The 23,910-nt window shown below is 63.5% G+C and carries 26 protein-coding genes, 1 tRNA gene and 1 pseudogene; 13 read left to right on the plus strand and 15 right to left on the minus strand.

The genetic code is table 11. The features are described from left to right. Positions 1-12: 12 nt before the first annotated feature. Entirely contained in the window at positions 13-366 is a 354-nt protein-coding gene (locus ACR65W_RS04660) for a RidA family protein (RefSeq protein WP_029649346.1), read from the plus strand. Here ACR65W_RS04660 and ACR65W_RS04665 read toward each other — a convergent pair whose 3' ends face one another. Continuing rightward, entirely contained in the window at positions 367-1,245 is an 879-nt protein-coding gene (locus tag ACR65W_RS04665) for a hypothetical protein (protein ID WP_434499767.1), read from the minus strand. 451 nt (positions 1,246-1,696) lie between these two features. Between ACR65W_RS04665 and ACR65W_RS04670 the strand changes: the two genes are divergently transcribed. Continuing rightward, positions 1,697-1,942, plus strand: coding sequence for a hypothetical protein (locus ACR65W_RS04670; protein ID WP_196401290.1), 246 nt, complete (start codon positions 1,697-1,699; stop codon positions 1,940-1,942). 97 nt (positions 1,943-2,039) lie between these two features. On the opposite strand, the gene ACR65W_RS04675 is transcribed toward ACR65W_RS04670, so the two are convergent. From ACR65W_RS04675 to ACR65W_RS04685, 3 genes are all read right to left on the minus strand, one after another. After that, positions 2,040-2,124 (minus strand) — tRNA-Leu (locus tag ACR65W_RS04675). Between the two features lie 80 nt (positions 2,125-2,204). After that, entirely contained in the window at positions 2,205-2,597 is a 393-nt protein-coding gene (locus ACR65W_RS04680) for a type II toxin-antitoxin system VapC family toxin (protein ID WP_434499768.1), read from the minus strand. Continuing rightward, positions 2,594-2,848: a type II toxin-antitoxin system VapB family antitoxin gene (locus ACR65W_RS04685; RefSeq protein ID WP_434499769.1), complete on the minus strand. Its 255-nt coding sequence runs from the start codon at positions 2,846-2,848 to the stop codon at positions 2,594-2,596. The genes ACR65W_RS04680 and ACR65W_RS04685 overlap by 4 nt, the downstream gene beginning before the upstream one ends. A gap of 113 nt (positions 2,849-2,961) precedes the next feature. Here ACR65W_RS04685 and lipB point away from each other — a divergent pair, with 113 nt between their 5' ends. Further along, positions 2,962-3,651: a lipoyl(octanoyl) transferase LipB gene (gene lipB / locus ACR65W_RS04690; protein WP_434499815.1), complete on the plus strand. Its 690-nt coding sequence runs from the start codon at positions 2,962-2,964 to the stop codon at positions 3,649-3,651. Here the strand turns inward: lipB and bioB are convergent. Continuing rightward, positions 3,648-4,631 (minus strand): biotin synthase BioB, encoded by a 984-nt coding sequence (gene bioB / locus ACR65W_RS04695; protein WP_434499770.1) that lies wholly within the window; start codon positions 4,629-4,631, stop codon positions 3,648-3,650. The two genes, lipB and bioB, sit on opposite strands and share 4 nt — an antisense overlap. Further along, positions 4,628-5,158 carry a PTS sugar transporter subunit IIA gene (locus ACR65W_RS04700; RefSeq protein ID WP_434502363.1) on the minus strand — a complete coding sequence of 177 codons (531 nt, stop codon included), beginning with the start codon at positions 5,156-5,158 and terminating at the stop codon, positions 4,628-4,630. Before ACR65W_RS04700 ends, bioB begins: the two co-directional genes overlap by 4 nt. A 163-nt stretch (positions 5,159-5,321) precedes the next feature. On the opposite strand from ACR65W_RS04700, the gene ppc reads away from it, so the two are divergent. Further along, a complete protein-coding gene (gene ppc / locus ACR65W_RS04705) occupies positions 5,322-8,123 on the plus strand; it encodes a phosphoenolpyruvate carboxylase (protein ID WP_434499772.1) in 2,802 nt (933 codons plus the stop codon). Positions 8,124-8,172: 49 nt separating this feature from the next. On the opposite strand, the gene ACR65W_RS04710 is transcribed toward ppc, so the two are convergent. Then, the gene (locus ACR65W_RS04710) at positions 8,173-9,138 is read right to left on the minus strand and encodes an alpha/beta fold hydrolase (RefSeq protein WP_434499773.1); all 966 of its coding nucleotides are present in this window, start codon (positions 9,136-9,138) and stop codon (positions 8,173-8,175) included. A gap of 410 nt (positions 9,139-9,548) precedes the next feature. Here ACR65W_RS04710 and ACR65W_RS04715 point away from each other — a divergent pair, with 410 nt between their 5' ends. Next, positions 9,549-9,887 carry a rhodanese-like domain-containing protein gene (locus ACR65W_RS04715; RefSeq protein WP_434499774.1) on the plus strand — a complete coding sequence of 113 codons (339 nt, stop codon included), beginning with the start codon at positions 9,549-9,551 and terminating at the stop codon, positions 9,885-9,887. Positions 9,888-9,915: 28 nt separating this feature from the next. Here ACR65W_RS04715 and ACR65W_RS04720 read toward each other — a convergent pair whose 3' ends face one another. Both ACR65W_RS04720 and ACR65W_RS04725 read right to left on the minus strand, forming a co-directional pair. Further along, entirely contained in the window at positions 9,916-10,893 is a 978-nt protein-coding gene (locus tag ACR65W_RS04720) for a cytochrome c oxidase subunit II (RefSeq protein WP_434499816.1), read from the minus strand. A 10-nt stretch (positions 10,894-10,903) separates the two neighbouring features. Beyond that, complete coding sequence (locus ACR65W_RS04725) at positions 10,904-12,061, minus strand: c-type cytochrome (RefSeq protein ID WP_434499775.1); 1,158 nt, start codon at positions 12,059-12,061, stop codon at positions 10,904-10,906. A gap of 409 nt (positions 12,062-12,470) precedes the next feature. Here ACR65W_RS04725 and ACR65W_RS04730 point away from each other — a divergent pair, with 409 nt between their 5' ends. The 4 genes from ACR65W_RS04730 to ACR65W_RS04745 are packed head-to-tail and all read left to right on the plus strand — an operon-like array spanning position 12,471 to position 16,029. Continuing rightward, on the plus strand, positions 12,471-13,211 hold the full coding sequence (locus tag ACR65W_RS04730; protein WP_434499776.1) for a class I SAM-dependent methyltransferase: 741 nt from the start codon (positions 12,471-12,473) through the stop codon (positions 13,209-13,211). 32 nt (positions 13,212-13,243) lie between these two features. After that, positions 13,244-13,921, plus strand: a complete 678-nt coding sequence (locus ACR65W_RS04735; RefSeq protein WP_434499777.1) for a transaldolase family protein — start codon at positions 13,244-13,246, stop codon at positions 13,919-13,921. A gap of 55 nt (positions 13,922-13,976) precedes the next feature. Beyond that, the gene (locus ACR65W_RS04740; protein WP_434499778.1) at positions 13,977-14,405 is read left to right on the plus strand and encodes a hypothetical protein; all 429 of its coding nucleotides are present in this window, start codon (positions 13,977-13,979) and stop codon (positions 14,403-14,405) included. A gap of 10 nt (positions 14,406-14,415) precedes the next feature. Next, positions 14,416-16,029, plus strand: a complete 1,614-nt coding sequence (locus tag ACR65W_RS04745; protein ID WP_434499779.1) for a GMC oxidoreductase — start codon at positions 14,416-14,418, stop codon at positions 16,027-16,029. Positions 16,030-16,063: 34 nt separating this feature from the next. Here the strand turns inward: ACR65W_RS04745 and ACR65W_RS04750 are convergent, their stop codons facing one another. Continuing rightward, positions 16,064-17,173, minus strand: a complete 1,110-nt coding sequence (locus ACR65W_RS04750; protein ID WP_434499780.1) for a glycerol dehydrogenase — start codon at positions 17,171-17,173, stop codon at positions 16,064-16,066. 438 nt (positions 17,174-17,611) lie between these two features. On the opposite strand from ACR65W_RS04750, the gene ACR65W_RS04755 reads away from it, so the two are divergent. Beyond that, positions 17,612-18,262: an FABP family protein gene (locus ACR65W_RS04755; protein WP_434499781.1), complete on the plus strand. Its 651-nt coding sequence runs from the start codon at positions 17,612-17,614 to the stop codon at positions 18,260-18,262. 257 nt (positions 18,263-18,519) lie between these two features. Continuing rightward, on the plus strand, positions 18,520-18,849 hold the full coding sequence (locus ACR65W_RS04760) for a recombinase family protein (RefSeq protein WP_434499817.1): 330 nt from the start codon (positions 18,520-18,522) through the stop codon (positions 18,847-18,849). Positions 18,850-18,925: 76 nt separating this feature from the next. Here the strand turns inward: ACR65W_RS04760 and ACR65W_RS04765 are convergent, their stop codons facing one another. From ACR65W_RS04765 to ACR65W_RS04780, 4 genes are all read right to left on the minus strand, one after another. Then, positions 18,926-19,567 (minus strand): DsbA family protein, encoded by a 642-nt coding sequence (locus ACR65W_RS04765; RefSeq protein WP_434499782.1) that lies wholly within the window; start codon positions 19,565-19,567, stop codon positions 18,926-18,928. 367 nt (positions 19,568-19,934) lie between these two features. Beyond that, positions 19,935-20,582, minus strand: coding sequence for a pyridoxamine 5'-phosphate oxidase family protein (locus ACR65W_RS04770; RefSeq protein WP_434499783.1), 648 nt, complete (start codon positions 20,580-20,582; stop codon positions 19,935-19,937). Between the two features lie 30 nt (positions 20,583-20,612). Next, complete coding sequence (locus ACR65W_RS04775; protein ID WP_434499784.1) at positions 20,613-21,110, minus strand: DUF1348 family protein; 498 nt, start codon at positions 21,108-21,110, stop codon at positions 20,613-20,615. A 60-nt stretch (positions 21,111-21,170) separates the two neighbouring features. Further along, positions 21,171-21,716: a carboxymuconolactone decarboxylase family protein gene (locus tag ACR65W_RS04780; protein ID WP_434499785.1), complete on the minus strand. Its 546-nt coding sequence runs from the start codon at positions 21,714-21,716 to the stop codon at positions 21,171-21,173. A gap of 126 nt (positions 21,717-21,842) precedes the next feature. Here ACR65W_RS04780 and ACR65W_RS04785 point away from each other — a divergent pair, with 126 nt between their 5' ends. Both ACR65W_RS04785 and ACR65W_RS04790 read left to right on the plus strand, forming a co-directional pair. After that, on the plus strand, positions 21,843-22,778 hold the full coding sequence (locus ACR65W_RS04785) for a LysR family transcriptional regulator (protein ID WP_434499786.1): 936 nt from the start codon (positions 21,843-21,845) through the stop codon (positions 22,776-22,778). 18 nt (positions 22,779-22,796) lie between these two features. Beyond that, positions 22,797-22,907 (plus strand): annotated as a pseudogene (locus ACR65W_RS04790) (IS481 family transposase); the annotation flags it as partial. Positions 22,908-22,972: 65 nt separating this feature from the next. Here ACR65W_RS04790 and ACR65W_RS04795 read toward each other — a convergent pair. Beyond that, complete coding sequence (locus ACR65W_RS04795; RefSeq protein WP_434499787.1) at positions 22,973-23,752, minus strand: HesA/MoeB/ThiF family protein; 780 nt, start codon at positions 23,750-23,752, stop codon at positions 22,973-22,975. Between the last annotated feature and the right edge of the window lie 158 nt (positions 23,753-23,910).

Consider the following 23,910-nt stretch of genomic DNA (forward strand, 5'->3'; position numbering starts at 1 on the left):
CATGGAGGCGAGATGAGCAACATTAAAAGGATCGGCGCGGGTCCGCGCATGAGCCAGGCGGTCGTTCGCGGCAACGCCGTCTATACGGCCGGCCAGGTGGCCGACAAAACCAAGGGCGGATCGGTCGCCGATCAGACTCGCGAAATCCTCGCGCAGATCGACGCGCTTCTCGCTGAAGCCGGCAGCGCCAAGGCGAATATCCTGTCCGCGACGATCTATCTTGCCGATATCGCGACCTTCGCGGAGATGAACGGCGTCTGGGACGAATGGGTCGACAAGGCCAATCCGCCCGCGCGCGCCACCGTCGAAGCGAAGCTCGTGGCGCCGGCCTACAAGGTCGAGATCGCCGTCATCGCGGCGCTCTAGCTAGCCGCCCCGATCGCAGATATAGGTGCTCTTTGAACTCCAGCAGGATCCGCTCTTGTAAACATTTCCGAGAGTCTTGCCGCCGAGCGCCGCAGACCAGCTTTTCCCCCTGGCCGGAGAAAGCGTCAGCGTCTGACCGGAATATTGGAAGACCACCGCGCCGCCTTTTCGCGAGATCTGACAGACCCCGCTATTGAGCACGCGTCCCGAAATCCTGACGTAGCATTTGCCGGTTCGCGCCTCGGACGCGGGCGGCTCCTGTTCGGCCGCGACGTACGCCGTCGCCGACGAATCATCTTGCGCCCCGCGGCGCGCCGATCTGCGCTTTCCCGCGATGCCGTCACTGAGAAATTCAGGCTCGAGTTCGAGGTTGGCGATGGATGACGCGAGAGGGTTCGACGCTTGAGCGCCCGGCGCCGATTCTGCGCCGTCCTGCGCCGATGCGGCGCGTTCTGGCGTCGCTGTCGGCGCCACCGGTCCGGCGATGATTGAAGGGGGCTGATCCTGCGATCGCAAATTGGCGGCCGGCGCCCCCGAACCCGCTTGGCTCGGCGCCCCGCGCGGCGCGGGAGGCGTTATTTTTTGAGGCGTCATCGAATCCGCGGGATCGCCATTCTGCGGAAGCTCTCCCCAGAACGCGGAGCCGACGACGATCGCGGTGCCGACGACGACAAGCGCCGCAGCGCCAATGTAGAAGAACCGCTCAACCCTTTCGAAGTTGCGTTCGGACGCGTTTGCGTAGGACTGGCGGCGCGAACCCGCCGGCCGCGGCGACGCCGCGCGCCAATCGCCTTCGATATCATGCCAGGCATAGCGGGCGCGCGTCTCGATAGTGTCGGCCTTTGGCGGCGGCCTGCGGTCTCTTAACGACACAGCCATGCTTCCCTCTCCGGGCGCCGTCGAACCAAAAGAGCGGCGTTGAACGCCTCGCGTCTGCGCACAAGGCGCGCGGCGCGCTCATTTGCGAAGATCGAGCAGGCGGCTTGCACTGACCAAGCGCCAGCGCGACCATATTGCCTTGGGGAATGTGGCTGATGTTTGCCCGCTGCGGCGCCGTAACCGGCCGGGCGAGTTCGGGGCGCTTCTTATGGCGCTAACCTTGGCGCCGCCGAGACGCAGGCCTCAGTTCTCGGCTGTCTAAGCTATTGGTAGTTTTCGCCCGCTCCCTAGGAATTCGCTCAGGAATGCAGCAGAGTGCATAGATTAAACGAATGAATAATATTCATTCTTTCTAATTTTCAATTGATCGGGCTGCACACATATTACGTCCATGCGCTTGGCGCGGCGGAGATTACGCCAGTTTGCCGAAGCGACTGAAAGGATCGAGACAATGTCCCGCTTGCTTGCCCTGACCACCGTGCTTGCCAGTGCGCTGGCCTTCAGCGCGCCTGCCGCCGCCTTCCACCTCTTCGACGACGTCGGCGACAATCGGAGCCTGAATTGCGAAATGAAGGCGAAAGATCGTTACGCCGCCGCCTGCGATCCGGCGCGCCGCGCCGGCGCCCCGGTGAAGCGTCAGGGCTATAACTGGCCGGATCAGCGCTATTACGGCCATCACGGCATGATGTTTGACTGAGCGTTCGCGCGCGGCTGCAACAAAGAAACGGAAGTGGCGGGCGCCGATGACCCGCCCCTTCGACTTACTAAGTCTCTGCTGAAAAGCCGATGGCTTTTGGTGCGGCCGAGAGGACTCGAACCTCCACTGGTTGCCCAACTAGCACCTCAAGCTAGCGCGTCTACCAATTCCGCCACGGCCGCAAGGACGCTCCGCTTAACGCGAAGCGCCGGCGCGCTGCGTCTAACAAATCGGCTCCAAGATGACAAGCGGCTGCTGTCCTTCACAAGGCGCTTCGCACATCCGTATGCGTGAAGTCGTCGCCTTTGTAGAGCAACGGCTCGCGAAAGGCCTTCGCCAGCGCATAGGAAAAGCAATCGACCATATTCAGTCTTGCCCTGTGGCCGCGGCCCTTGCCGAAATCGCGATAGGCGGCGCGGGCGAGTCGCGCCTGTTCCGCCGTCACCGGCTCTATGACGACGCCGGCTTCTTGGAGAAGTTCATCCAACCGGCGGCTCGCCACGGCATCGCCGGCCGAGTCGATGACGGCGGCGGTTTCGACATAGCTGGCGACCGAGACGCGGCGGATTTTTGCGGCTGCGATGGCCTGCGCGAAAGCCAGCGCCTCCGGCTCGGCGCGCAAAATCGCAATCAGGGCGGAGGTGTCGAGAATCACTTCGGCAGGCCGCGCCGATCGTAGAGCAGCGCATCGTGATCGAGGGATAACGTCTTTTGATCGAGACGCGCCGCGCATTCCTTGCCGATGGCGACCAGCCTCTCTGCGAGCGGCGCGCTTTCTTTCGCGCGCAACTGGGCGAGGCGCTCGCGCACCGCGATCGTCACTGCTGCCGTCTTGCTTTCGCCTGAGACGCGCGCCAATTCATCGATCAGTCGCTCGGTTTCGGCGTTCTTGATGTTGAGGGCCATGCCTGAACCTTTCTACCAGCATATTATATATATATACCGCCTGACCAGGGCGAGATCCGAGTGACGCGATGAGCCAAGCCGCCTGCCCTCCTGCGCCCGCCGCTGATACGGCGATGCGCGCGCCCACAGGGGCGCCGCCGGTGGAATGGCGCGTCAGCGACGATCTCGTCCCCTATGAGGAGGCGGTGGCTTTTATGGAGGCGCGCGCCGCCGCGATCGCCTCGGGCGAAGCGCGCGAATGCGTCTGGCTGCTCGAACATCCGCCGATTTACACCGGCGGCTCCTCGGCGAAGGAGCAGGATCTGCTCGAGGCGCGCTTTCCCGTCCATCGCACCGGACGCGGCGGACAATTCACCTATCATGGGCCAGGACAACGCGTCGCTTACGTCATGCTCGATCTTTCGCGACGCCAACGCGACGTGCGCGCCTTCGTCTGCGCGCTTGAATCATGGATCATCGCGACGCTCGCCGATTTCGGCGTCACGGGCGAGCGGCGCGCCGGGCGCGTCGGCGTCTGGGTCGAACGGCCCGAGAAGGCCAAAGGACGGGACGGCGAAATGGCGGAGGACAAGATCGCCGCCATCGGCGTTCGGCTACGACAATGGGTGAGCTTCCATGGCGTCGCGCTCAATGTCGCGCCGGATCTGACGCATTTTTCCGGCATCGCGCCCTGCGGCGTGCGTGACGTCCACCTTGGCGTCACCAGCCTCGCGGACCTCGGCGTGACGGCGGAGATGCGTTCCGTCGACGCGGCGCTGCGCAGGAATTTCGAGCTGATCTTCGGCCCAGCCGAGGACTCTTAAGACGCGGCGGAAGCGCGCGCCTCGCGCGCCGCAAGCGCGGCGAAGAGCGCATCGTCTTCATTGACGCCGGCGTTGCCCGTCGTCAGCAGCTTCTCGCCGTAGAAGATCGAATTGGCGCCGGCGACGAGGCAGAGAATTTGCGCTTCGCGCGACAGCGAAGAACGGCCGGCCGAGAGCCGCACCCGCGCCTTCGGCATGACGATGCGCGTCGTCGCGATCATGCGCGCGAGATCGAGCGGGTCGATCCGCGCGCGCCCGGCGAGCGGCGTGCCCTCGACGGCGACCAGCGCGTTGATCGGCACGCTTTCCGGATGCGGATCGAAAGACGCCAGCGTCTGCAACATGCCGGCGCGGTCTTTCACGCTTTCGCCCATGCCGATAATGCCGCCGCAACACATTTCGAGCCCCGCGCCGCGCACCGCCTTGAGCGTGTCGAGACGGTCCTGATAGGTTCGGGTGGTGATGATCTCGTTGTAGAATTCCGGGCCGGTGTCGAGATTATGGTTGTAGGCGGTGAGCCCCGCGTCGACGAGGCGCTTCGCTTGCGACTCGTTGATCATGCCGAGCGTGACGCAGGCCTCCATGCCGAGCCCGCGCACGCCGCGCACCATGTCGAGCACGGCGTCGAAGCGCTTGCCCTCGGGCGCCGAGCGCCAGGCGGCGCCCATGCAGAAGCGATCTGCGCCGGCTTCTCTGGCGGTTCTCGCGGCGGCGAGCACCTCCGCCGTCTCCAGGAGATCGACGCGGTCGAGCTTCACTTCGCGGTGATGCGCCGATTGCGGGCAATAAGAGCAGTCTTCCGGACAGCCGCCGGTCTTGATCGACAGCAGCGCCGCCTTCTGCACGTCACTGACGTCGTGAAAGCGGCGATGAACGGCGTTCGCCTGCGCGACGAGATCGAGCAGCGGCTGATCATGTATCGCGACGATCTCTTCGACGCCCCAGTCGTAGCGCAAGGAGAAGTCGGCGGGCGCGTTCACGCCGGACCTCCGGCGTCGCGGCTTTGCGACCGATGCTGTGACCGCGCGGCGAGTTTGCGCTGCGGCGCCTCAAACGTCTCCTCGGCGCGCGTCGCGCTCTTTCGCCCGCCGCGCAGAGCGGCATAAGCGACGAAAAGCGCCATCGCGACGTCGAACGCCGCATTGGCGATCACGAAGGGCGCGGGGGCGAACTGCGAGGCGGCGCCGATATAGTGAAAGTAAATCGCGTAGAGCGGATGCAGCGCGAGGCCTGCGACGACCCACCACGGCGAGCCGATGATCGACATGCCGGCGAGCGTGCCGAAGACGGCGACGCCGGTCATTTCGACGCCGACCCAGGGGCCAGGCTCCTCGGCGCGAAAGGCGAAGCCGACGTAGAGGAAGCACAGCGCAATCAGCGCATAGGCGGCGATCCGCTGGACGGCCGCGCCCGACCATTTGCAGAATGCAAGCAGGCCCAAGGCAAAGACCAGGCCGACCCCGGCGAAGATAAGAATTTCGGTTGTGTCGAGCATGGCTTTGACCATTAGCGCCGCAAAGTGCGGAGATTAGGCGGAACGCATCGTCGCCGACGTCTATAAGGGGCGACGTCGCCTCGAACAAGTGCCGCGTCGAAAAGGCGCCCGAAGCCTGCTATAGCTGGCATAGAGGCGCCTTGAGGCGCGGAAAGTTTAAAGGTCGCGACAGATCATGCAGCTCGAGGCGCAGGCGCAGGAAAATCTCGTTACGACCGCTCCGGCGGAGCCCGACACGACGAAAGGCGACGAGTCCCTCATCGAGGACATTCGCCTGCTCGGGCGCCTGCTCGGCGACGCGGTTCGTGAACATGAAGGAACCGCGGCCTTCGAACGCATCGAGACGATCCGGCGGCTCTCCGTCGCCGCCAGCCGCAACGGCGACGCCGAGGCCGACAGGAATCTCGACGCGCTGCTGCGCGCGCTGACGGCGGAAGAGGCGCGCACCGTGATTCGCGCCTTCAGCTATTTCTCGCATCTTGCGAACATCGCCGAAGACCTGCATCCGCTGCAGCAGCGCGCCCGCGCCCAGGCGAGCGGCGCCTTCACCGGCGCGCCTAGCCTCGCCACAACCTTCGCGCGTCTGCGCAAGGCCGCCGTCGGCGCCGGCAAGATCGCCCAGGCGCTGGCGCGCGGCTGGATTTCGCCGGTGCTGACCGCGCATCCGACGGAAGTGCGCCGCAAGAGCCTGCTCGACGCCGAACACGCGATCTTCAAACTGCTCGCCGCGCGCGAGCATATGCGCGGCAAGGCCGAGCGCGCGCAAAACGAGATGCAGCTTCGCGCCCGCGTCTCGCAGCTCTGGCAGACCGAGCTGTTGCGTCATTCGCGCTTGACCGTGCGCGACGAAATCGAGAACACGCTGAGCTATTATCGCAGCACCTTCCTGCGCGAGATCCCACGCCTTTACGCCGACATCGAACAGCGTCTCGACGGACTGCGCGTGCCGCCGTTCCTGCGCATGGGCGCCTGGGTCGGCGGCGACCGCGACGGCAATCCGAATGTGACGGCGGAGTCGCTTTCGACCGCCCTGCGCATGCAGTGCGAAACCGTGCTGCGCTTTTATCTCATCGAAGTGCATGAGCTCGGCGCGGAACTTTCGATGTCGCGGCGTTACGCCGGCTGCACCAAGGCGCTCGAGGCGCTTGCGGCTCGCTCGGGCGACGACAATCCGCATCGGGACGACGAGCCCTATCGCCGCGCGCTCATCGGCGTCTATTCGCGCCTCGCCGGCACGCTGGAGAAGCTGACCGGCGGCCAGGCGGCGCGCCACGCCGTGGCGCCGGGCGAGCCCTACGCCAATTCATGGGCGCTGCTCGCCGATCTCGTCACCATCGATGAGTCGCTGCGGGTGCATCACAGCGAAGTCATCGCCACGCAGCGGCTCGAGCCGCTGATCCGCGCCGTCGAAGTCTTCGGCTTTCACCTTGCGACGCTCGATCTGCGGCAAAGCTCCGACCGCCACGAGGAGACCATCTCCGAGCTTCTCGGAGCCGCCCGCGTCGTCGACGATTACGCCGCGCTCCCGGAAACCGAGAAGCAGCAGCTGCTGCTGAGGCTGCTCGGCGATCCGCGGCCGGTGCGCCTGCCGGGCGCGACATACAGCGACCGCGCCACGAGCGAATTGACGATCATGGAACGCGCGCTCGAGATGCGACGGCTCTATGGCGACGAGGCGATCCGCCATTACATCATCAGCCACACCGAAACGGTCAGCGACCTGCTCGAGGCGCTGCTGCTGCAGAAGGAATGCGGCTTGATGCGCGGCACGCTCGATCCGCGCGACGCGCAGCGCGTCATCGCCGATCTCATCATCGTGCCGCTTTTTGAGACGATCGAGGATTTGCGCAACGCTGCGCCGATCATGCAGGAATTTTATGCGCTCCCTGGCATCCTCAAGCTCGTCGTCAATTCCGGCGGGCAGCAGGACGTCATGCTCGGCTATTCCGACTCCAACAAGGACGGCGGGATCCTGACGAGCATCTGGGAGCTCTACCGCGCCTCGACGGCGCTCGCGGAGTTTTTCGCCTCGGCGCCGAACGTCGCCCTGCGCCTTTTCCACGGGCGCGGCGGAACCGTCGGACGCGGCGGCGGACCGAGCTACGACGCCATTCTCGCGCAGCCGCCGGGCACGGTGAACGGGCAGATCCGCCTGACCGAGCAGGGCGAAGTCATCGCGGCGAAATACGCCAATCCGCAGATCGGCCACGTCAACCTGGAACTGCTCGTCGCGGCGACGCTGGAAGCGACGCTGCTCTCCGCGCACAAGACTCCGGCGCCGGAGTTCTTGGAGGCTGCTGAAGAATTATCGCAGGCCGGCATGGCCGCCTATCGCGGACTTGTCTATGGCACCGAAGGCTTCGTCGATTTCTTCTTTTCGTCGACGCCGATTTCGGAAATCGCCTCGCTCAACATCGGCTCGCGTCCCGCCTCGCGCAAACCTTCGCGCCGCATCGAGGATCTGCGCGCCATCCCGTGGAGCTTTTCCTGGGCGCAGGCGCGCGTCGCGCTGCCGGGCTGGTACGGCTTTGGATCGGCGATCGCGCATTTCATCGAAGAGGACGAGAAAGCGCGGCTCGCGCTTCTGCGCCGGATGAGCGAAGAATGGCCGTTTTTTCGCGCGCTGCTCTCGAACATCGACATGATCCTCTCCAAGACCGACATGTCGATCGCGCATCATTACGCCGGACTCGTCGAGGACAAGGCGCTTGCCGCGCGCATTTTCGGCATGATCGAGGCGGAACATGCGCGCGCCAATGACGCGCTCGAAAAACTTCTCGGCTCCAAGGAGCGGCTCGCGGACAATCCGACGCTCGCGCGATCGCTCCGGCACCGCTTCCCCTATATCGCGCCGCTCAACTATCTGCAGGTCGAATTGATCCGCCGCCATCGCGCGGGCGAGCGCGGCGAAGACATTCGCGAAGGCATCCTGATGTCGATCAACGGCATTGCGGCGGGCTTGCGCAATACGGGTTAACCCAGTCGCGCAGAGCGCTACGGCGCGTTCGGGATATCCCGCAATGCCGTTAAGCGGACAGGAATCCCTCAATCTGCGCGCAAAATTGCTCCGGCGCTTCGTCGGCGACGAAGTGGCCGCTGTCGTCCACGATCACAGACCTTAAATTCTTCGCCTGCGGTCGGAGCGCGTCCGCGAGTCTTTCGCCAACGCTGTGTCGCCCTGCGATCGCCAGCACCGGCATGTCGAGCTTGCGGCCCTTCAAGGATGCGGCCGCGGCGGCGTCATCTTTGAGCGCTCGGTAATAGTTGAATCCCGCCGTCATGCCGCCCTCCGAGGCGTAATGTTTGGCGAACTCTGCGATCGCGGCGTCTGGGACCGCGTCCTTCTTGTGGGACCAGGCGCGGATCTGCGCCGTGATATAATCGCGCTCGCGGCCCTTGGTCAGCATTTCCGGAAAATCTGGCGCCATGTGAAATCCGTAATGCCAGGCGCCGCCGCGCAACGCGTCCATGTTCTCCGTGCCCGGAATCAGGCAATCCACCAGAACGAGCTTTTCGACATGCTCAGGGTGAAGGTGGGCGAGCATGAAGGCGGCTTTCCCGCCCATATCATGGCCAATGACATGGGCGCGCCCCCCGGCCGTCTGGTCAATGAGCGCTCGAACGTCGCCCGCGACGGTTTGCTTGTCATATCCCGCCGCGGTCCGTTCAGACAGGCCGAGTCCGCGCAGATCGGGGGCGATCAGCGTAAACCGCGAGCAGAGGCGCTCCATCGTGTTGCGCCACGCGAACCAGGTCTGCGGCCAGCCGTGAAGCAAGACCACGTTAGGGCCGGCGCCGACGCGCACATAATGCAGCTTGACGCCATTGACGCGCGCGAAGAGGCTCTGGCCGCCATTGGGCGCCAGCGCGCCGTCTTGGTGACCCGCCGCGTCCGGCGAACTCGTCTCGCTTGTCGTCGGCGAAGCCGTCGCGGCTGCGCCGGCCGCGAGAGTCGACGCTCCAAGAAGAAAGGCGCGGCGTTCCATGCTCATGATCCGTGTTTCCCGTGCATAGGGGCAATGGCGAGGATTCGATCCCGGCAATCTCAAGAGCGCCCAGCATATGCAACGTTCCAAAGTCGACGACCGTCGCGTGCGGCGGCGCTCGGTCGAGCTATTGACCGTCGCCCTTTTTTCGTTCTTGGCCGTCAGATGAATGCTACGGTTTTTCGGTGTTCCAGTCGGCGGCGAGAATTTCTAGAATGGGGCCGCCCGCCCGTAAAGCGGATCGAGCCTGCAATAAAGATGGCGATGGAACGCCTGGAGCGCGCCGCGAACCGTGGTATAGGCCCGATAGCGCATCGTCAGACGCAAGCATCGCGTCAGCCGCAGGACTTCGCCGCAGGACTTCTAAGCGCGAGGCGTTGAGAATGTCATGCTGGATCATAGGAGGATTGAGCATCATGAGCACAGGCAGCCCATTCAATGACATCAGTCTGGAAGAGTTGAAGTCAGGACTTGCAACAGGGCGGGTCTTGCTTGTCGACGTGCGAGAGGCTGACGAATATGCGGCGGGCCATATCGCCGGCGCGATCTTCAATCCGCTGTCGAAATTCGATCCGAGCCAACTGCCGGTCGCCGGCGAGGGCCAGCAAGTGGTCATCTATTGCCGCTCCGGCAAGCGCTCGGTGTCGGCGATGGAGCAGGCGCGGCTCCTGGGCCGTCGCGACGCCGACACACATTTTGGCGGCGGCATCCTCGCCTGGCTCAACGCCGGCGAACCCGTCGTCCAGGGCATGTAAAAAGCTGCGCCCAGACGGCGGCGGAGCTTCAACGCAGGCTCGCGAGATAGCGCGACAGGGCGAGCAGTTCGCTTCCGCTGAAGATGTCAAAGGCCGGCATCAGATTGCCGGGCTTGATGTCTTGATTGTGCGTGATCCATCGCGCGATGGAGGCTTCGTCCGTCGCGAGGATCGCGGCGCCGATCGAGATCCTGCCGCCCACATGCGTAAGATCGGGTCCGAGCCGGCCGGCCGCAGGCGTTCCGCGGATTGTGTGGCACGCGCCGCAGCCGTGCGAAAGAAACAGCGCCTTGCCCTCTCGCGTCTCCTGCGTCGTGGGCTCCTGCGCAGGCTGAAACTCCCGTAATCGCCATTCGTCATATTCATTCTGCGGCATCGCCACGACGTTGAACGCCATCAGCGCATGCGGCCCGCCGCAATATTCCGCGCATTGGCCCCTGCTCACGCCAGCTTTTTCGGCGCTCAGCGTCAGCGCGGTCTTGCGGCCCGGAATCATATCGAGCTTGCCGGCCAATCTCGGCGCCCAGAAACTATGGATGACATTGTCGCTCGTGAGTTCGATCTCGACCGCGCGGCCGAGCGGAATGCGCAACTCATTGGCGCTCTCGACCGCGGCGCCGGCGCCGTCGCGATAGACGACGCGCCACCACCAGCGCTCGCCCGCCACCTCTATTCCAACCGGACTCGCCGCCATCTTTCCCGGCCCCGCGCCAAGCATAACCAGTCCGTAGACGAGGAGCGCGGAGAGCGTGACGACGGGGAAGACCAGCCCGCCGGCAAGCACGACAGTATCGCCGGCCAGGAACGCCCTGCGGCGCGGCGGCGCAAATAGCGCGATCGCCGTCAGGAGAGTGACCATGAGCACGATCGCGCCGCTTCCCGCGACCATGACCCAGAAGAGTTGCGCAATATGTTGCGCCTGTGGTCCGGTCGGCGCGAGCGTCGATTGAACGCCCTCGCATCCCGCGAGCAGCAGGCAGGCCGGAGCGGCGCGGGCGATGCGCAAGGATCGCTTTCTATCGCGCACGGGGGCCTCCACGGCGCGACGGCAGGTTAGGCGGTTTCAGTTTTTCCGCAGTTTGAGCCGCGACGCTCGCGAAATAGGCGGCGACGTCTCGCGCCTGCTCGTCCGTCAGACGCGAAGCGATCGTCCCCATGATCGCTCCATATCCCGACTTTTTACGCAGCCCGCGTTTCCAGTTCTCGATCTGGCCGACGATATAGGGCGCGTATTGACCGTCGAGCTTTGGAAAGGACGGCGCGCGTGTGTCGCCGTGGCAAACCAGACAGGGCGGGACGCCCGACTCCGCGACGCCTTTTGTCGCGATTTCTTTGCCGCGCGCGATCTGATCGGCGTTCGACTCGATCGGCGGCGCGCTCGGCGCTGGGTTCGGCGCGCCCGCGTAATATGCGCTCAGCGCCGTGATCGCGGCGGCGTCCAGCGCCACGGCGATCGGCTCCATGATTCCGCTCGGCCTCGAACCGCTGGCGAAATCGCGCAGCGCGCGTTCAACATAGGCCTGTGACTGTCCGGCAAGGCGGGGCACGAGCGCGCTTCTGGGCTGCGCATCGCCACGATGGCAGCGCACGCATCGGGTCAGCGCCTCCATCGTCATGCCGTTCCGGGCGATCTCCGCGCCATCATTCGGCCGCGCCTCGGGGTCGCCGATGGCGTACAGCCGATATTGGCTCGCGCTCATCTGCGGAAGGGCGCGCAGAAAAGCGACAACGGCCCACACTTCGTCGTCGCGTTGCTGCGCGACCCACGCCGGCATTCCAGTAAACTTCAGACCATGCTTGACGATCCAGAAGAGCTGCTCTGTCGGCCAGTTGGCTGCGGCGTGGCCGAGTTCGGGCGGCTCTGGGAGCATGCGATCGACGATCGGGTCGCTGTGCCCCCCCGGCGCGCAGTGGCAAGACGCGCAGCCTCCGTCGAAATGGCCGGCGCCGAGGATCACCAGATTTTTATCATCGAGCGGCGGCGGCGTGATGGAGGCGCTGTGCGTCGCAACGGAACGCCGCAAACCAAAGTCAAGGAACCAGCGCGTGAGCGCCCAATGAGGCTGGCTGGCCGCGACGTTGTAGAGACCCGACCACGCGAAGAACAGGACGGCCAAAGCTAGAACGAGGGCGACCCCGACGCCGGCGAGTAGAGCTTTTCCGGCGAACGCCACCTGGCGTCACCGCCGCGCTGCGCCGGCGCATCGGGGGCCCGTCGCGTTTGACTGTTCGGTTCTCTCCATACCGATCTCCATACTTGGCGCTAGCCTAGCAGCGTCGCCGACGCAGTGGCGTCCGTAAGAGAGATAGGGTTGGAACACGATGCGATCAGCTCGCAAGCGCAGGCCTCGCCAAATCGCCTCAAGAGGCCGTCGCGGCAGCGTTCCTTGGTGAACCCATGGTCACTGTCGAGCTGAAGGAATAAGTTCCAAATCTTGAAGCCTAGAGCGCGCCGCGAAAAAGCGGGAACCGGTTTTTCGCGTAGAGCGCACTCTAAACTTTGGGAATCGATCACGTTATCTGCATTTGGGCGATTCCGCCCAAATGCAGCGTGATCTAGCAGCGACTTTCCGGGACATACGCATGAGCGACCAATATCGAACAATCAGCCGGCAATATTCGGCGGCGCGGAAGGATGACCATACGAATTTCCTTGAAACGCCGACCGTCCAATCGATTCTCGGCGATCTTTCAGGCGCGAGCGCGATCGACTACGCATGCGGGACGGGCCATTATTCCCGGCTTCTCAAAAGACTTGGCGCAAAGAATGTGCTCGGCGTGGATCTGTCGCCCGCGATGATTGACGTCGCCCGACATGAAGAGATCCAAAATCCACTTGGCGTCACCTACGAGGTCGGCGACGCCGCAACGACGGCGGTCTTGGGGGCATTCGACGTCGCGACCGCCGCCTTTCTGTTCAATTATGCCGAGGACGAGCAGACGCTCGGGCGAATGTTCAGATCTGTAGCGGCGAATGTGATTCCCGACGGCAGATTGGTCGCCGTCGTGCCCAATCCGGACTTCATCAACGGCCGCGAGGATACGCTTCCTTATGGGTTTTTTCTCGAGGAGATCGGGGAAGGTCCCATGCGCCTGCGCGTGCGGATGACGTTTGTCGGCGAAGAAAAATTTTGGATCGAATTCACCCAGTGGAGCCGTCGCGCTTATGAAGACGCGCTGGCGCAGGCAGGGTTTGCTGACGCCGAATGGACGCCGTTCGCCGTGTCTAAGGAAGGAATTGAGCGTTACGGACAAAACTTCTGGGACGCCATTCTCGCCAATCCGAAAAGCGTCGTGTTGAGCGCAAGGAAAAAGCCTGCGTGAACACGTCCCCAGCCAGAATAAGGTGAGACGCGATGCTTCTCGTCGATACGGCGGATCAAAATGCTATCCTGGACGCGCTGAAATTTCCGGGCGTGCAGGGATTCACCACCAATCCGGCGCTGATGGCCCGCGCCGCCGGCGCGGAAACGTTGTCATTGGATGCGTACGTCGCCGCGGCGCGCAAGCTTTGCGGAATGTCCGCTGAGATCGGCGCAATTCGGCAGCTGATGATTCAGGCGGTTGGAGGCCCCGACGAGACCCGGAGGCAAGCAATTCTCTATCTCGACGATCTGAAGACCGCCCGCGAAAAAAAGCTTTGGATCAAACTTGCGCCGACTGCAACGAGCCTCGCGTGCTGCCGGGCGCTGAAAGACATAGGCTGCGCATCTCTGGCGACAGCGGTGTTCACGGCGGCGCAGGCCTATGTCGCGATGGAGGCGGGCGCGGATGGCGTCGCGGTATATCTCGGCAGGCTCATGCGGCATGAAAAAGATTGGGAGAAGCAGCTCGAAAGCGTCGCCGCGATCGTCAAGAGCGCCGAACGTACCTTGCTGCTTGCGAGTTTCCCCGATCGACAAACCGTCGAAGCTGGGCTGCGGTATAGTCACGACATCACGGCGCCGCCGTCTGTTCTCGGCGAATTGCTGACGTCCGCCCCGTCGCAGGAGGCTATCGAAGCCTTCGACAAGAAGATCTTACGGGAACGCTGAAGGGCAAACGATTATCGCAGCCATGCCGAAGGGCCCTTTGAAAAACGAGAATGCCATGCGCGCAAAGAATCGTGACGTCTCGCGTCGGAAGCTTCTGATCGGCTGCGCGCTCGGCGCGCTCACGCCCTGCATCGCAGATCGGGCCGGTTTGGCCGAGACCTCCGATCTCGCCGATTTTCTTCGCCTCAGCGCCGAGCTAACGGGACGCACGCGTCTTCAGGTCGATTCGGCTCGGATTTATCTGCGGAGTCTTGGACTCGATCGCGGCGCGTTGAGCAGCTTGGTCCCTCTACAAGACAAAAACTCGGAGGGTCTTGCGCGAAGAATTGTGGCGGACTGGTATTCCGGTCAAACCGTCGACTCTGGACGCATGATTTGCGTCGATTACACGGGCGCGCTGATGTGGGACGCGATGGAATTTGCGCGCCCAGGCGGCGTTCCCGGCGAAGCCGCGAGTTGGGCGCTTGCACCGACCAAGGAGTGAGGCGTTCCATATGGATATTCATGCCGACGTCTTGGTCATCGGCTCTGGCGTCGCCGGCGCATTGGTCGCCTCTCGCCTAGCGCGCAAAGGCGCGACAGTCATTATTATGGAGGCCGGCCCTCGCGTCGACCGCGCCGCCTCGGTGAGACGATACCAGAGCGCTTCTGCAAAGACTCCCGAGTCGGCTTATGAGCAGGCCGCGTTCGCGCCGCACCCCGAGTCGGACAAGCCCTATGCGTTCTACGCGCAGAAAGGGCCTCGCCCATTCAACTCGACCTATTTGCGCCAGGTCGGCGGCACGACGTGGCACTGGCTGGGCACAGCCATTCGACTGGTTCCCGACGATTTCGAAATGAAATCGCGCTTTGGCCTCGGCATTGATTGGCCGATCTCATACGCCGATCTCGAGCCATGGTATTGCGAGGCGGAACAGGAACTCGAAGTCGCCGGAGACAATGACGACGATCTTGGCTCGCCACGCTCCGCGCCCTACCCCTTTCCGCCGATCGCGCAGAGCTTTCTCGATCGCGCATGGCGCAACGCGTTGCAGGAGGCCGACTATAAGGTCCGCCCGACCCCGCAGGCGCGACTCTCGAAGGCGTCCGGCGATCGACCGGCCTGTCACGGCAGCGCCAGCTGCATTCCCATCTGTCCGATCCAAGCGAAATATGACGCGACCATTCACGTCGCGCGCGCCCAATCTCTCGGCGCGCGGCTGCTGACGGAGACCTGCGCCAATTTCATCGAATGCCGCCCGGACGGGCGCGTCGAAGCGGTCAGGTTCATACGATCCGATGGCGCGACCGGACGCGTGTTCGCGCGCGCGGTCTGCGTCGCCGGCAACGGCGTCGAGACGCCGCGACTCCTGCTGGCCTCGGCCTCCGAGTCCTTTCCTGGCGGCGTCGCCAATCGCTCGGATCAGCTCGGCCGAAATCTAATGGACCATCCGATCCAGCTCAGCTGGGCCCTCACGCGCCAACCCGTCTGGCCTTATCGGGGACCTGGAGCGACATCGGGGATCGAGAATTATCGAGATCTGAAAGACCGCGGCGCAAATTCGGCTTTGCGATTCGAATTTGGCAATGAAGGGTGGAATTGGCCGACGGGTGCGCCTGAATCGACCGCGCGCGAACTGGCGCTGAGCGGCCTGCGCGGAAAGGCGCTCGACACGGCGCTCAGGGAGCAGACGTCGCGTCACATTCGCGTGGCCGCATTGACGGAGCAACTCCCTCTGGCGAGCAACAGGGTGACGCTGGATCGGACGCAAATCGAAAAGACCGGTCTGCCGCGCCCAACGATCTTCTTTCAACTCGACCGCTACACCAAACGCGCGCTCGCCAACGCCAAACATCTGCATGAAGACATGTTTGCGAAGATCGGCGTGGAGGCGTTTTGGCACAAGGACGACGCCCAAGGCGCCGGGCATATCATGGGCACGGCGCGCATGGGCGCGGACCCGGCGACGTCGGTCGTCGACAAGGACCTGCGCGCCCATGCGCACCGCAATCTTTTTCTGGTCGGCGCCGCCGTGTTCCCGACCGGTGGAACCGCCAACCCGACGCTCACCATCGCCGCGCTCGCCCTTCGCGCCGCCGACGCCATTCTTTCGTCTTTGTCGGAATAGGCGCGCGTCGGTCGGAGTATTGCGCGCCTGCCTGCTATGAAACGCGCGCCTTGAAGGCGGCGCCCATGGAGTCGGCGGCATATATCGCGTCCATGAGAGTCGCAGCGGTCACCTCAAAGGGTTCATTATGCGCGCTCTCGCCGACGGCGACGGCGCGCTCGGCGATCGCCCGCGCCGTCTCGCGCGAAAGATTTGCGAGCCCGAGTTCGGTAAGCGTCACAGGCAAGCCGACCGAAAGGCAAAATCCCATCGCTTCGTCGACCGTCGAACGCGGCCGTCCTTCCAGAACGAGCTGCACCAGCGTGCCGAAAGCGACCTTTTCGCCATGCAGCCGATCATGCGTTTCCGGCGCGGCCGTCAGCCCATTGTGGACCGAATGCGCCACTGCAAGGCCGCCCGACTCGAACCCGAGGCCGGAGAGCAGCGTGTTGGCTTCGATGATGCGCTCAAGAGCGGGCGTGATCGACCCGGCCCGCGCCGCGGCGACGGCGGATATCCCGTCGTTGAGGAGCGTTTTGTAGCAGAGCTCGGCGATCGCGGCCGCGGCGATCGTGCTCAGTCCGCCGGCGACGTTCTTGCGATGCGCGCGGATCGTGGCGTCCGCTTCGAAAAAAGTGGCGAGCGCGTCGCCCATGCCCGAAATCAGCAGGCGCACCGGCGCGCGCGCGATGACCGTGCTGTCGACAAGAACAAGATCGGGGTTGCGCCGGTAAAAGAGGCATTTCTCGAACACCCCGTCCTCGGTGTAGACGACCGAAAGCGCGCTGCAGGGCGCGTCGCTCGACGCCGTCGTTGGACAGCAGGCGACGGGAAGCGCAAGTTCCGCGGCGACGGCGCGGGCGGCGTCCAACGTCTTGCCGCCGCCGGCGCCGACGATCGACGCGGCCGAGACCCGGCGCGCCTCTTCCTTGCCCCTGGCAATCTCCGCAAAGGAACATTCGCCGCCGAAATCCAGAATCGCATAGTCGAGTCCGGCGGCTGGGAACGTCTCGCGCCAAACCGGCTCCAACGTCTTGCGCGCGGTCGGACTCGCGATGATCAGCGCCTTTCCCGCAATGCCGAGCCGCGAAAGCTCCGATGCGAGCGACATCGTCGCGTCGCGGCCTTGAACATATCTCGCGGGAGCGCAGAAAACCGTCAACATGCGGGCGACCCAATGTGATGCGTAAGAGTTGCGATTTGAGAGCAAATGCGGCCGCAACGCAACGCATCGGCTTGAGATCAGCCATCTTCGGGTGATCGCGGCAGCTTACCCGGGGCGCTGCACTCAAGAGGCCGAGCAGGCGGCGCAAAAAAGGGCCGGCCGCAGCGGCCGGCCCCGAAAAGCTATGGGTTTTTGCAACATTCGGATCATTGCGCGCCTCGTTGAAGGGCACAGTGCGCCCGCGCACGTGTGCGTTCGGCGCGGTTTACATCCAAAGCGCCCGCCGAGCCGGCGTCTATTTGCATGGTCGCTCTGTCTCGGTCAAAAGCCGCTGCGACAAATGTCGGCAGCGGATTGGGTAAATTTGCCGCTTGAAATCAGGCCGCGCACGTTTCTCAATTACCAGCGCGATCAGATGAGTGGAAAGGGACACAAAAAGTGCGCAGCATTCCGGACGATATTTTTACCGAGCCTGAGTTCTCCCCCGATACGCTGGCTAATCTGGGTCCGTTGCGCCGCTTGGCGGGCGTGTGGCAGTCCGATCGAGGCGTGGACGTCAATCCCAAGGCCGAAGGGCCTGAAACGCGGGCGTACCGCGAGCATATCCGGATGGATCCAATCGACCCGCAGACGAACGGGCCCCAGCTACTCTATGGTTTGCGCTATCACATCCATATCAACACCCCGGAGGAGGCGATCACCTTTCACGACCAGGTCGGGTATTGGCTCTGGGAGCCAGCCACGGGCCTGATTATGCAGACCATCGCGATCCCGCGCGGACAAGTCGTGCTGGCGGGTGGAACGGCGAAACCCGATGACGCGCGCATCTCGGTCGAGGCGCGGCGTGGCGACAGTCGCTTCGGCATTTGCTCGACGACCTTCCTGGAAGAAGCGTTTCGCACCGACTATTACCGCATCGACATCGCCTTCAACGACGACGGCAGCTGGACCTATGTGACGCGAACGGATCTCGCCCTGCGCGGCGCCGCGCCAGCATTCAACCACCACGACACAAACACACTGCGGCGGATCGCGCCCCCGACGCCAAATCCGCTCGTCGGCCTGCTGAAGGACAGCAAAGTGGGTTAGCTCTGGCTGGTGACGCAGTCTCCTGCGAACCGGTCTCGCCTCTCTCCCCTCCCCGACCACGGGAAAGACCAGGAAACTTTTCAGAAAAACTCAGGCTTCCCCCGTCGTCCGCGACGGAACCCAATTGATTTCAATGCCGGTGGACTCACATATGGTTACGAGCCCGTGCCCGGCGATCCGGGGAAGCGCATGATCGGAAGCGGACATCGTGCGTTCGCATTTTTGGTGACGACGTCGATGGACGCAAACCGCGCGACATAGCTCACGATCTCAATGCGGAGCGGATTACCCCGCCTCGTGGTAGGGCGTGGAACGCTTCTACGATCAACGGGAACATGCAGCGCGGAAACGGGATTTTGAACGACGAGCTTTACGCGGGCCGGCTCGCCGCCGAGTTCGCGAAGACGGCTCCGACCACCGAGGCGGTCGCCCTGCATCCGGCGATTCTCGCCCGCTACGAGGAGCAGCTGACACGTCTCCAAGCCGCCTCGGCAGGCGGAATCAGAGACGGCGATAGGTTACCGTCGATCCCCCCGACTAAATTTATTGGCCTTTACGCTTTCGATGGAGTACCGGCGCAGCCATAGGCTACATCACCGGCGAGGTTGACTGGTTGTCGGCCGACGCGATCACGTTCCTAAAGTATTTCATTGACGGCTGACCTTATCCCTTGTCGTCGCATGTCGGGCGCTCGCAACGACGCATGTTTGAGATAATCGCTTGCAACGCTTTCTTGCCAAGCCAGCCCGGAAATCCAAACCCGCCGATCGCAAATGATGGCGTCATTGACACGCCTAAACTGGTGGCAAGTTCCGCCTGCCGTCGCAACACGCCCGCCACGACGGCGCTGTCGGCTGATTCTTCTACTTTGGCGGGATCGAGAGCCATCTCGCGCGCGATTGCGAGCGCAGAGACGCCGTTACTTTGGCCGCGCTTGGCGAACATTCGCTGATGGAATGCGTAGGCGACGGATGGGCCGTACAGTCTAAAAATGGCCTGCTGAACCTTCGCGGCTTGAACCGAACCGACCGACAATATGGGACTGTTGATAAGTCCGAGTTTCACGTCCGGATTGGCGGCGATTACTTCGTCGATCTCCCGCGCCGCTTTTCGACAATACGCGCAGTTATAATCGAAAAATTCGTAAAGTTCGAGGTCGGCCGACGTCGCTCCTTTCCAGACGACGCCCGGCAGTGACGACGGATAAAGGTTCGACGGAATGCGAAATGTCTCCGGCAACGCGCCATCTTCGGCGCGCGCGGCATAATTGAGATCTGCATCCGCATGCGCCGATGTTATGATCAATGGGAGAGCGCCGAGAACGAAGAACGCTCCTCGGCGGGTTACGCAGTCGTCGATGTTTCTCGACTCTATTCGCTGCACCAGCTTTCACCTTTTGATTGTGCTTCCGATCTCGACCATGACCTCGTCTCTACGAGAGAACCTTGGGAAATTAAGGGGTGCGGGGGCCATTGATCGCAGATCGTAGAATCTGCTCACGGCAAGAGATAACCGATCAAGCGACTCCCGTTTGATTCCGCCGCTTGAGTAGGGGAACGAAACACGAGGACAGCGCTATCCTCGCGATGATCGGCGCCTTTCGCACTTGGGGGACGACAAAACGCCGATCACGCCACCAGTTCGCGCGAACTTTGCCCAAGGTTACGTCAAATCAAGCGCCGGCGTGATCCGATGCTCCCGCAACAGACGCCGCAGTTCGAAGCCGGACGAGTTCAGATTCGAGTTCGGCGATCCGCGCCGTGAGCGGCGCCGTCATCACGCGCGTCTCGTCGAGAGTATAGCGCTCGACGATGTGTTGCGGACAGTTCCAGTCGAATCCCTCGACCTTGATCAGGAAGCCGCGCTCGACACGAGCGCGGTAATCCGGAGTTTCCAACCGAGACAAGGTCGCCTCGTCGTCGAGACCGACGATCTTCGCGCGCCCGAAGAGCTTCAGCCGAGTCTTGTTGGGATAGTCCATGAAGAACAGCGAAACGCGATCGTCGTTCGCGAGATTGCCGAGGCTGATATATTGCCGGTTGCCGCGGAAATCCGCGAAGCCGATCGTGGCGTCGTCCAGCACGCGCACGAATCCCGTCGGCCCGCCGCGATGCTGGATGTACGGCCAGCCGGTCTCGCCGACCGTCGCCATGTAGAACGAATTTCGAGCCGCGATGAATTCAGCTTCCGCCTCGCTCAGGCGATGGTTCCTGGTCTCCGGCGCTCCCTCCATACGCGCATAAGCGTTGCGGCTGCCAAATTGCTCCTGCGCCTTCTTCACCCTCGGGGTGAAGGCGATTTCAGCGTAGCGATGCGGCATAGCGTCCTCCTGCGGGCCCGCGCCCGCGCCTTAAAGGCCGAGATCGGACAGACCCGGGTGATCCGCAGGCCGCGGGCCTTGCGGCCATCGGAACTTTCGTTCGCTTTCGCGGATCGGTTGATCGTTGATGCTCGCGAAGCGCAGTCGCATCAGACCGCGCTCGTCGAACTCCCAGTTCTCATTGCCGTGACTGCGGAACCAGTCGCCCGCGTCATCGCGCCACTCGTAAACGAAACGCACCGCGATGCGGTTCTCGGCAAACGCCCAGAGTTCCTTGATCAAGCGATATTCGATCTCACGCGCCCATTTGCGCTTCAGGAACGCGACGATCTCGGCGCGGCCGACCGGGAACTCCGCGCGATTGCGCCAACGGCTGTCCTCGGTGTACGCGAGGGACACGCGCTCGGGGTCGCGCGTGTTCCAGGCGTCTTCGGCCATGCGGACTTTCTGTATGGCGGTTTCGCGCGTGAACGGCGGCAGCGGCGGACGAGCGCCGGCATCTTGGGTCGTCTTGGTCATCTCGGTCATTGAACGCTCCTCTCGCGGTCAGGAGCCGGCGCAGGGTCCTCTGCGCCGGTCCCGAGTAAGTCAGGCGGCCTTGTTCAGCTCGATTTCCGGGAAGTCGATCTCGATCTGGGTCGCTTTGCCCAGCAAATTGGTGAAGATGTTCATCGCGACATGCGTGATGATCTCGATGATCTCGCCATCCGAATGGCCGGCCGCGCGCACGGCGTCGAATTCCGCCTTGCTTACCTGTCCGGCATGCTCGACGAGCGCGCGGGCGAAGGCGAGCGCGGCTTCCGCCTTGGCGTCCGACGAACGGCCCTTGCGGTTCTCCAGCATCTCCTGACTGTCGAGGCCGGCCTTGCGGCCGATGGCCGTGTGCGCCGAGACGCAGTACTGGCAGGCGTTCTGTTCGGCGACGGCCAGCGCGATACGCTCCCGCGTTTTCGGGTCGAGACAACCCGCGCCGGCGATCGCGTGGATGCCGAGGAACGCGTTCAGCGCCGCCGGGGAATTGGCCAGCACGCGGATGAAGTTGGGGACCGCGCCAAGACTGGCCTGGACGGCGTCCAGCAATTTCTTGGCTTCGCCAGTGGCGGATGTGGGGTCGATGACGGCAATTCGAGCCATAGGGTCAATCCTTGTTTCGTTGACGGCGCGGCGCGCCTCGGCGCCGCTCCTCCAGACAATGGCCCATTATTTTTCTTGTAAGAATATCTTACGTATGGAATTCATTATTCCGATTAGAGGAATAAAATGGATCGTCTCCACGAGCTCGAGGTGTTCGTCGCGGTCGCCGACGCCGGCAGCTTCGCCAAGGCCGGAACGCGCTTGCGCCTGTCTCCCCCCGCGGTGACCCGTGCGATCTCTGCGCTTGAAGAGCGTCTCGGCGCCCGCGTCTTCAACCGCACGACCCGCAGCCTGACCATCACCGACATCGGTCAGCGCTTCCTCGAAAGCGCGCGGCGTATCCTGATCGATCTCGACTCCGCCGAGAAGGAGGCCGTCGGCGAAACGACAGTTCCGAAGGGCCATCTCACGCTCACGGCCTCAGTGACTTTCGGTCGATCAGCTCTTGCGCCCGTCGTGGGCGCGTTTCTTAGCCAGCACCCGCGCATGACCATGTCGGTGCTGCTGCTCGATCGCATCGCGAATCTCGTGGAAGAAGGGATCGATCTCGCCGTTCGTATTGGTCCCCTGCCGGATTCAAATATGGTCGCGAAGAAGATCGGAACCGTTCGAAGGATATTGGTTGCGAGCCCGGACTATCTCGTGCGGCGGGGCGTTCCGCAGGCTCCAGCGGATCTGCGTCTCCACTCAATGATTGCGTTCACTGGTCTTATGCCGAACAGGGAGTGGCGCTTTCTCGACGGCAAAAAAGGCAACAGCGTTTCATTTGTTCCGCGGCTCGAGATCAATGACGCGGCGGCATCCATCGCCGCGGCGGAAATGGGGGATGGGATCACCGTGGCGCTGTCCTACATGGTCGCCGACCAGATTCGCGACGGCCGACTCGCGCCTGTTCTCGACAGCTTCACGCCGGCGCCAGTTCCCGTGCATCTGGTCTATCTTCAGAGCCGCCTGATCTCTCCCAAGCTGAGAGCATTCATCGACTTCGCCGCGCCGCGCCTGCATGCAACGCTCGACAGTCTCAACCTTCCTGCAACCAAATGCCAACAACCGTCGAGCTGAGGGGCTGCAGGTGTAAGCTTGCCCGTCTGGATGCACAGATACAACTGGCGTCGCCCCCATGGCGGGATAAAATACCAAACGCCAATCAGTCGCCTCGGCATCACCGAGGACAACCTGGTCCACAGCTAGAGCATTTCCGCCGAAGTGGACGCCGGTTCGGCGCTGAAAATGCGCCACAAAAAAACGGCGCGCATTCATCGTCGCGTGCTGGCGCCGCTGAGCGGATTTTCCGGGTCGAAGGCATAGCGGACGGTCTCGAAACGCATGCCGCGCGCGTCGATGAGCAGCAGACGGCCGACCAATCCCTCGCCGAAGCCGACGATCTCGCGAACGACTTCGAGCGCCATCATCGCGCCGACCATTCCGGCAAGCGCGCCGAGAACGCCGGCTTCTTCGCAGGTCGGGATTTCCCCCGCCAGCGGCGGCGTCGGAAACAGACAGCGATAGGTCGGATTGGGGCCGTCGGGGCCGCGTTCGAACGGCCGCAGCGTCGTCAGCGAGGCGTCGAAGCCGCCAAGCGCCGCCGTCACCAGCGGCTTTCTCTCATAATAGCAGGCGTCCGAGACGAGATAGCGCGTGGCGAAATTGTCCGAGCCGTCGGCCACGACATCATAGCGCCCGATCAGCGCCCGGGCGTTCGTCTCGTCAAGTCGCAACGCATGCGGCTCGACGAGGACATGCGGATTGAGGCGCGCGATGGCGTCCCGCGCGCTTTCCACCTTGGGACGGCCGACGTCCTGCGTGGCGTGGATCACCTGACGCTGGAGATTGGACAGCGAAACGGCGTCGTCGTCGACGACGCCGAGCGCGCCGACGCCGGCCGCGGCGAGATATTGCAGCAGCGGCGCGCCGAGCCCGCCGGCGCCGACGACGAGAACCCGCGCATGTTTGAGCTTGCTCTGGCCCGGCCCGCCGATGTCGCGCAGCACGAGATGTCTTGCGTAGCGTTCGATCTCTTCAGGCGAAAGATTCAAAAGGCGCTCCGGCGCACGCTAGGATTGCGGCGGGCTGACCATAGTGGCTTCGCCCGCCGGTCTCCAGTGGCGACCGCACGCGGGGCGACGACACAACGTTTATGGCTGGACAGGCTGGCGCTTTTTGGCGGAGCGGCGCTCGCCTGCCGATTCCTGGC

This window comes from Methylocystis sp. (genome assembly GCF_051062815.1).
Lineage (GTDB): Bacteria > Pseudomonadota > Alphaproteobacteria > Rhizobiales > Beijerinckiaceae > Methylocystis.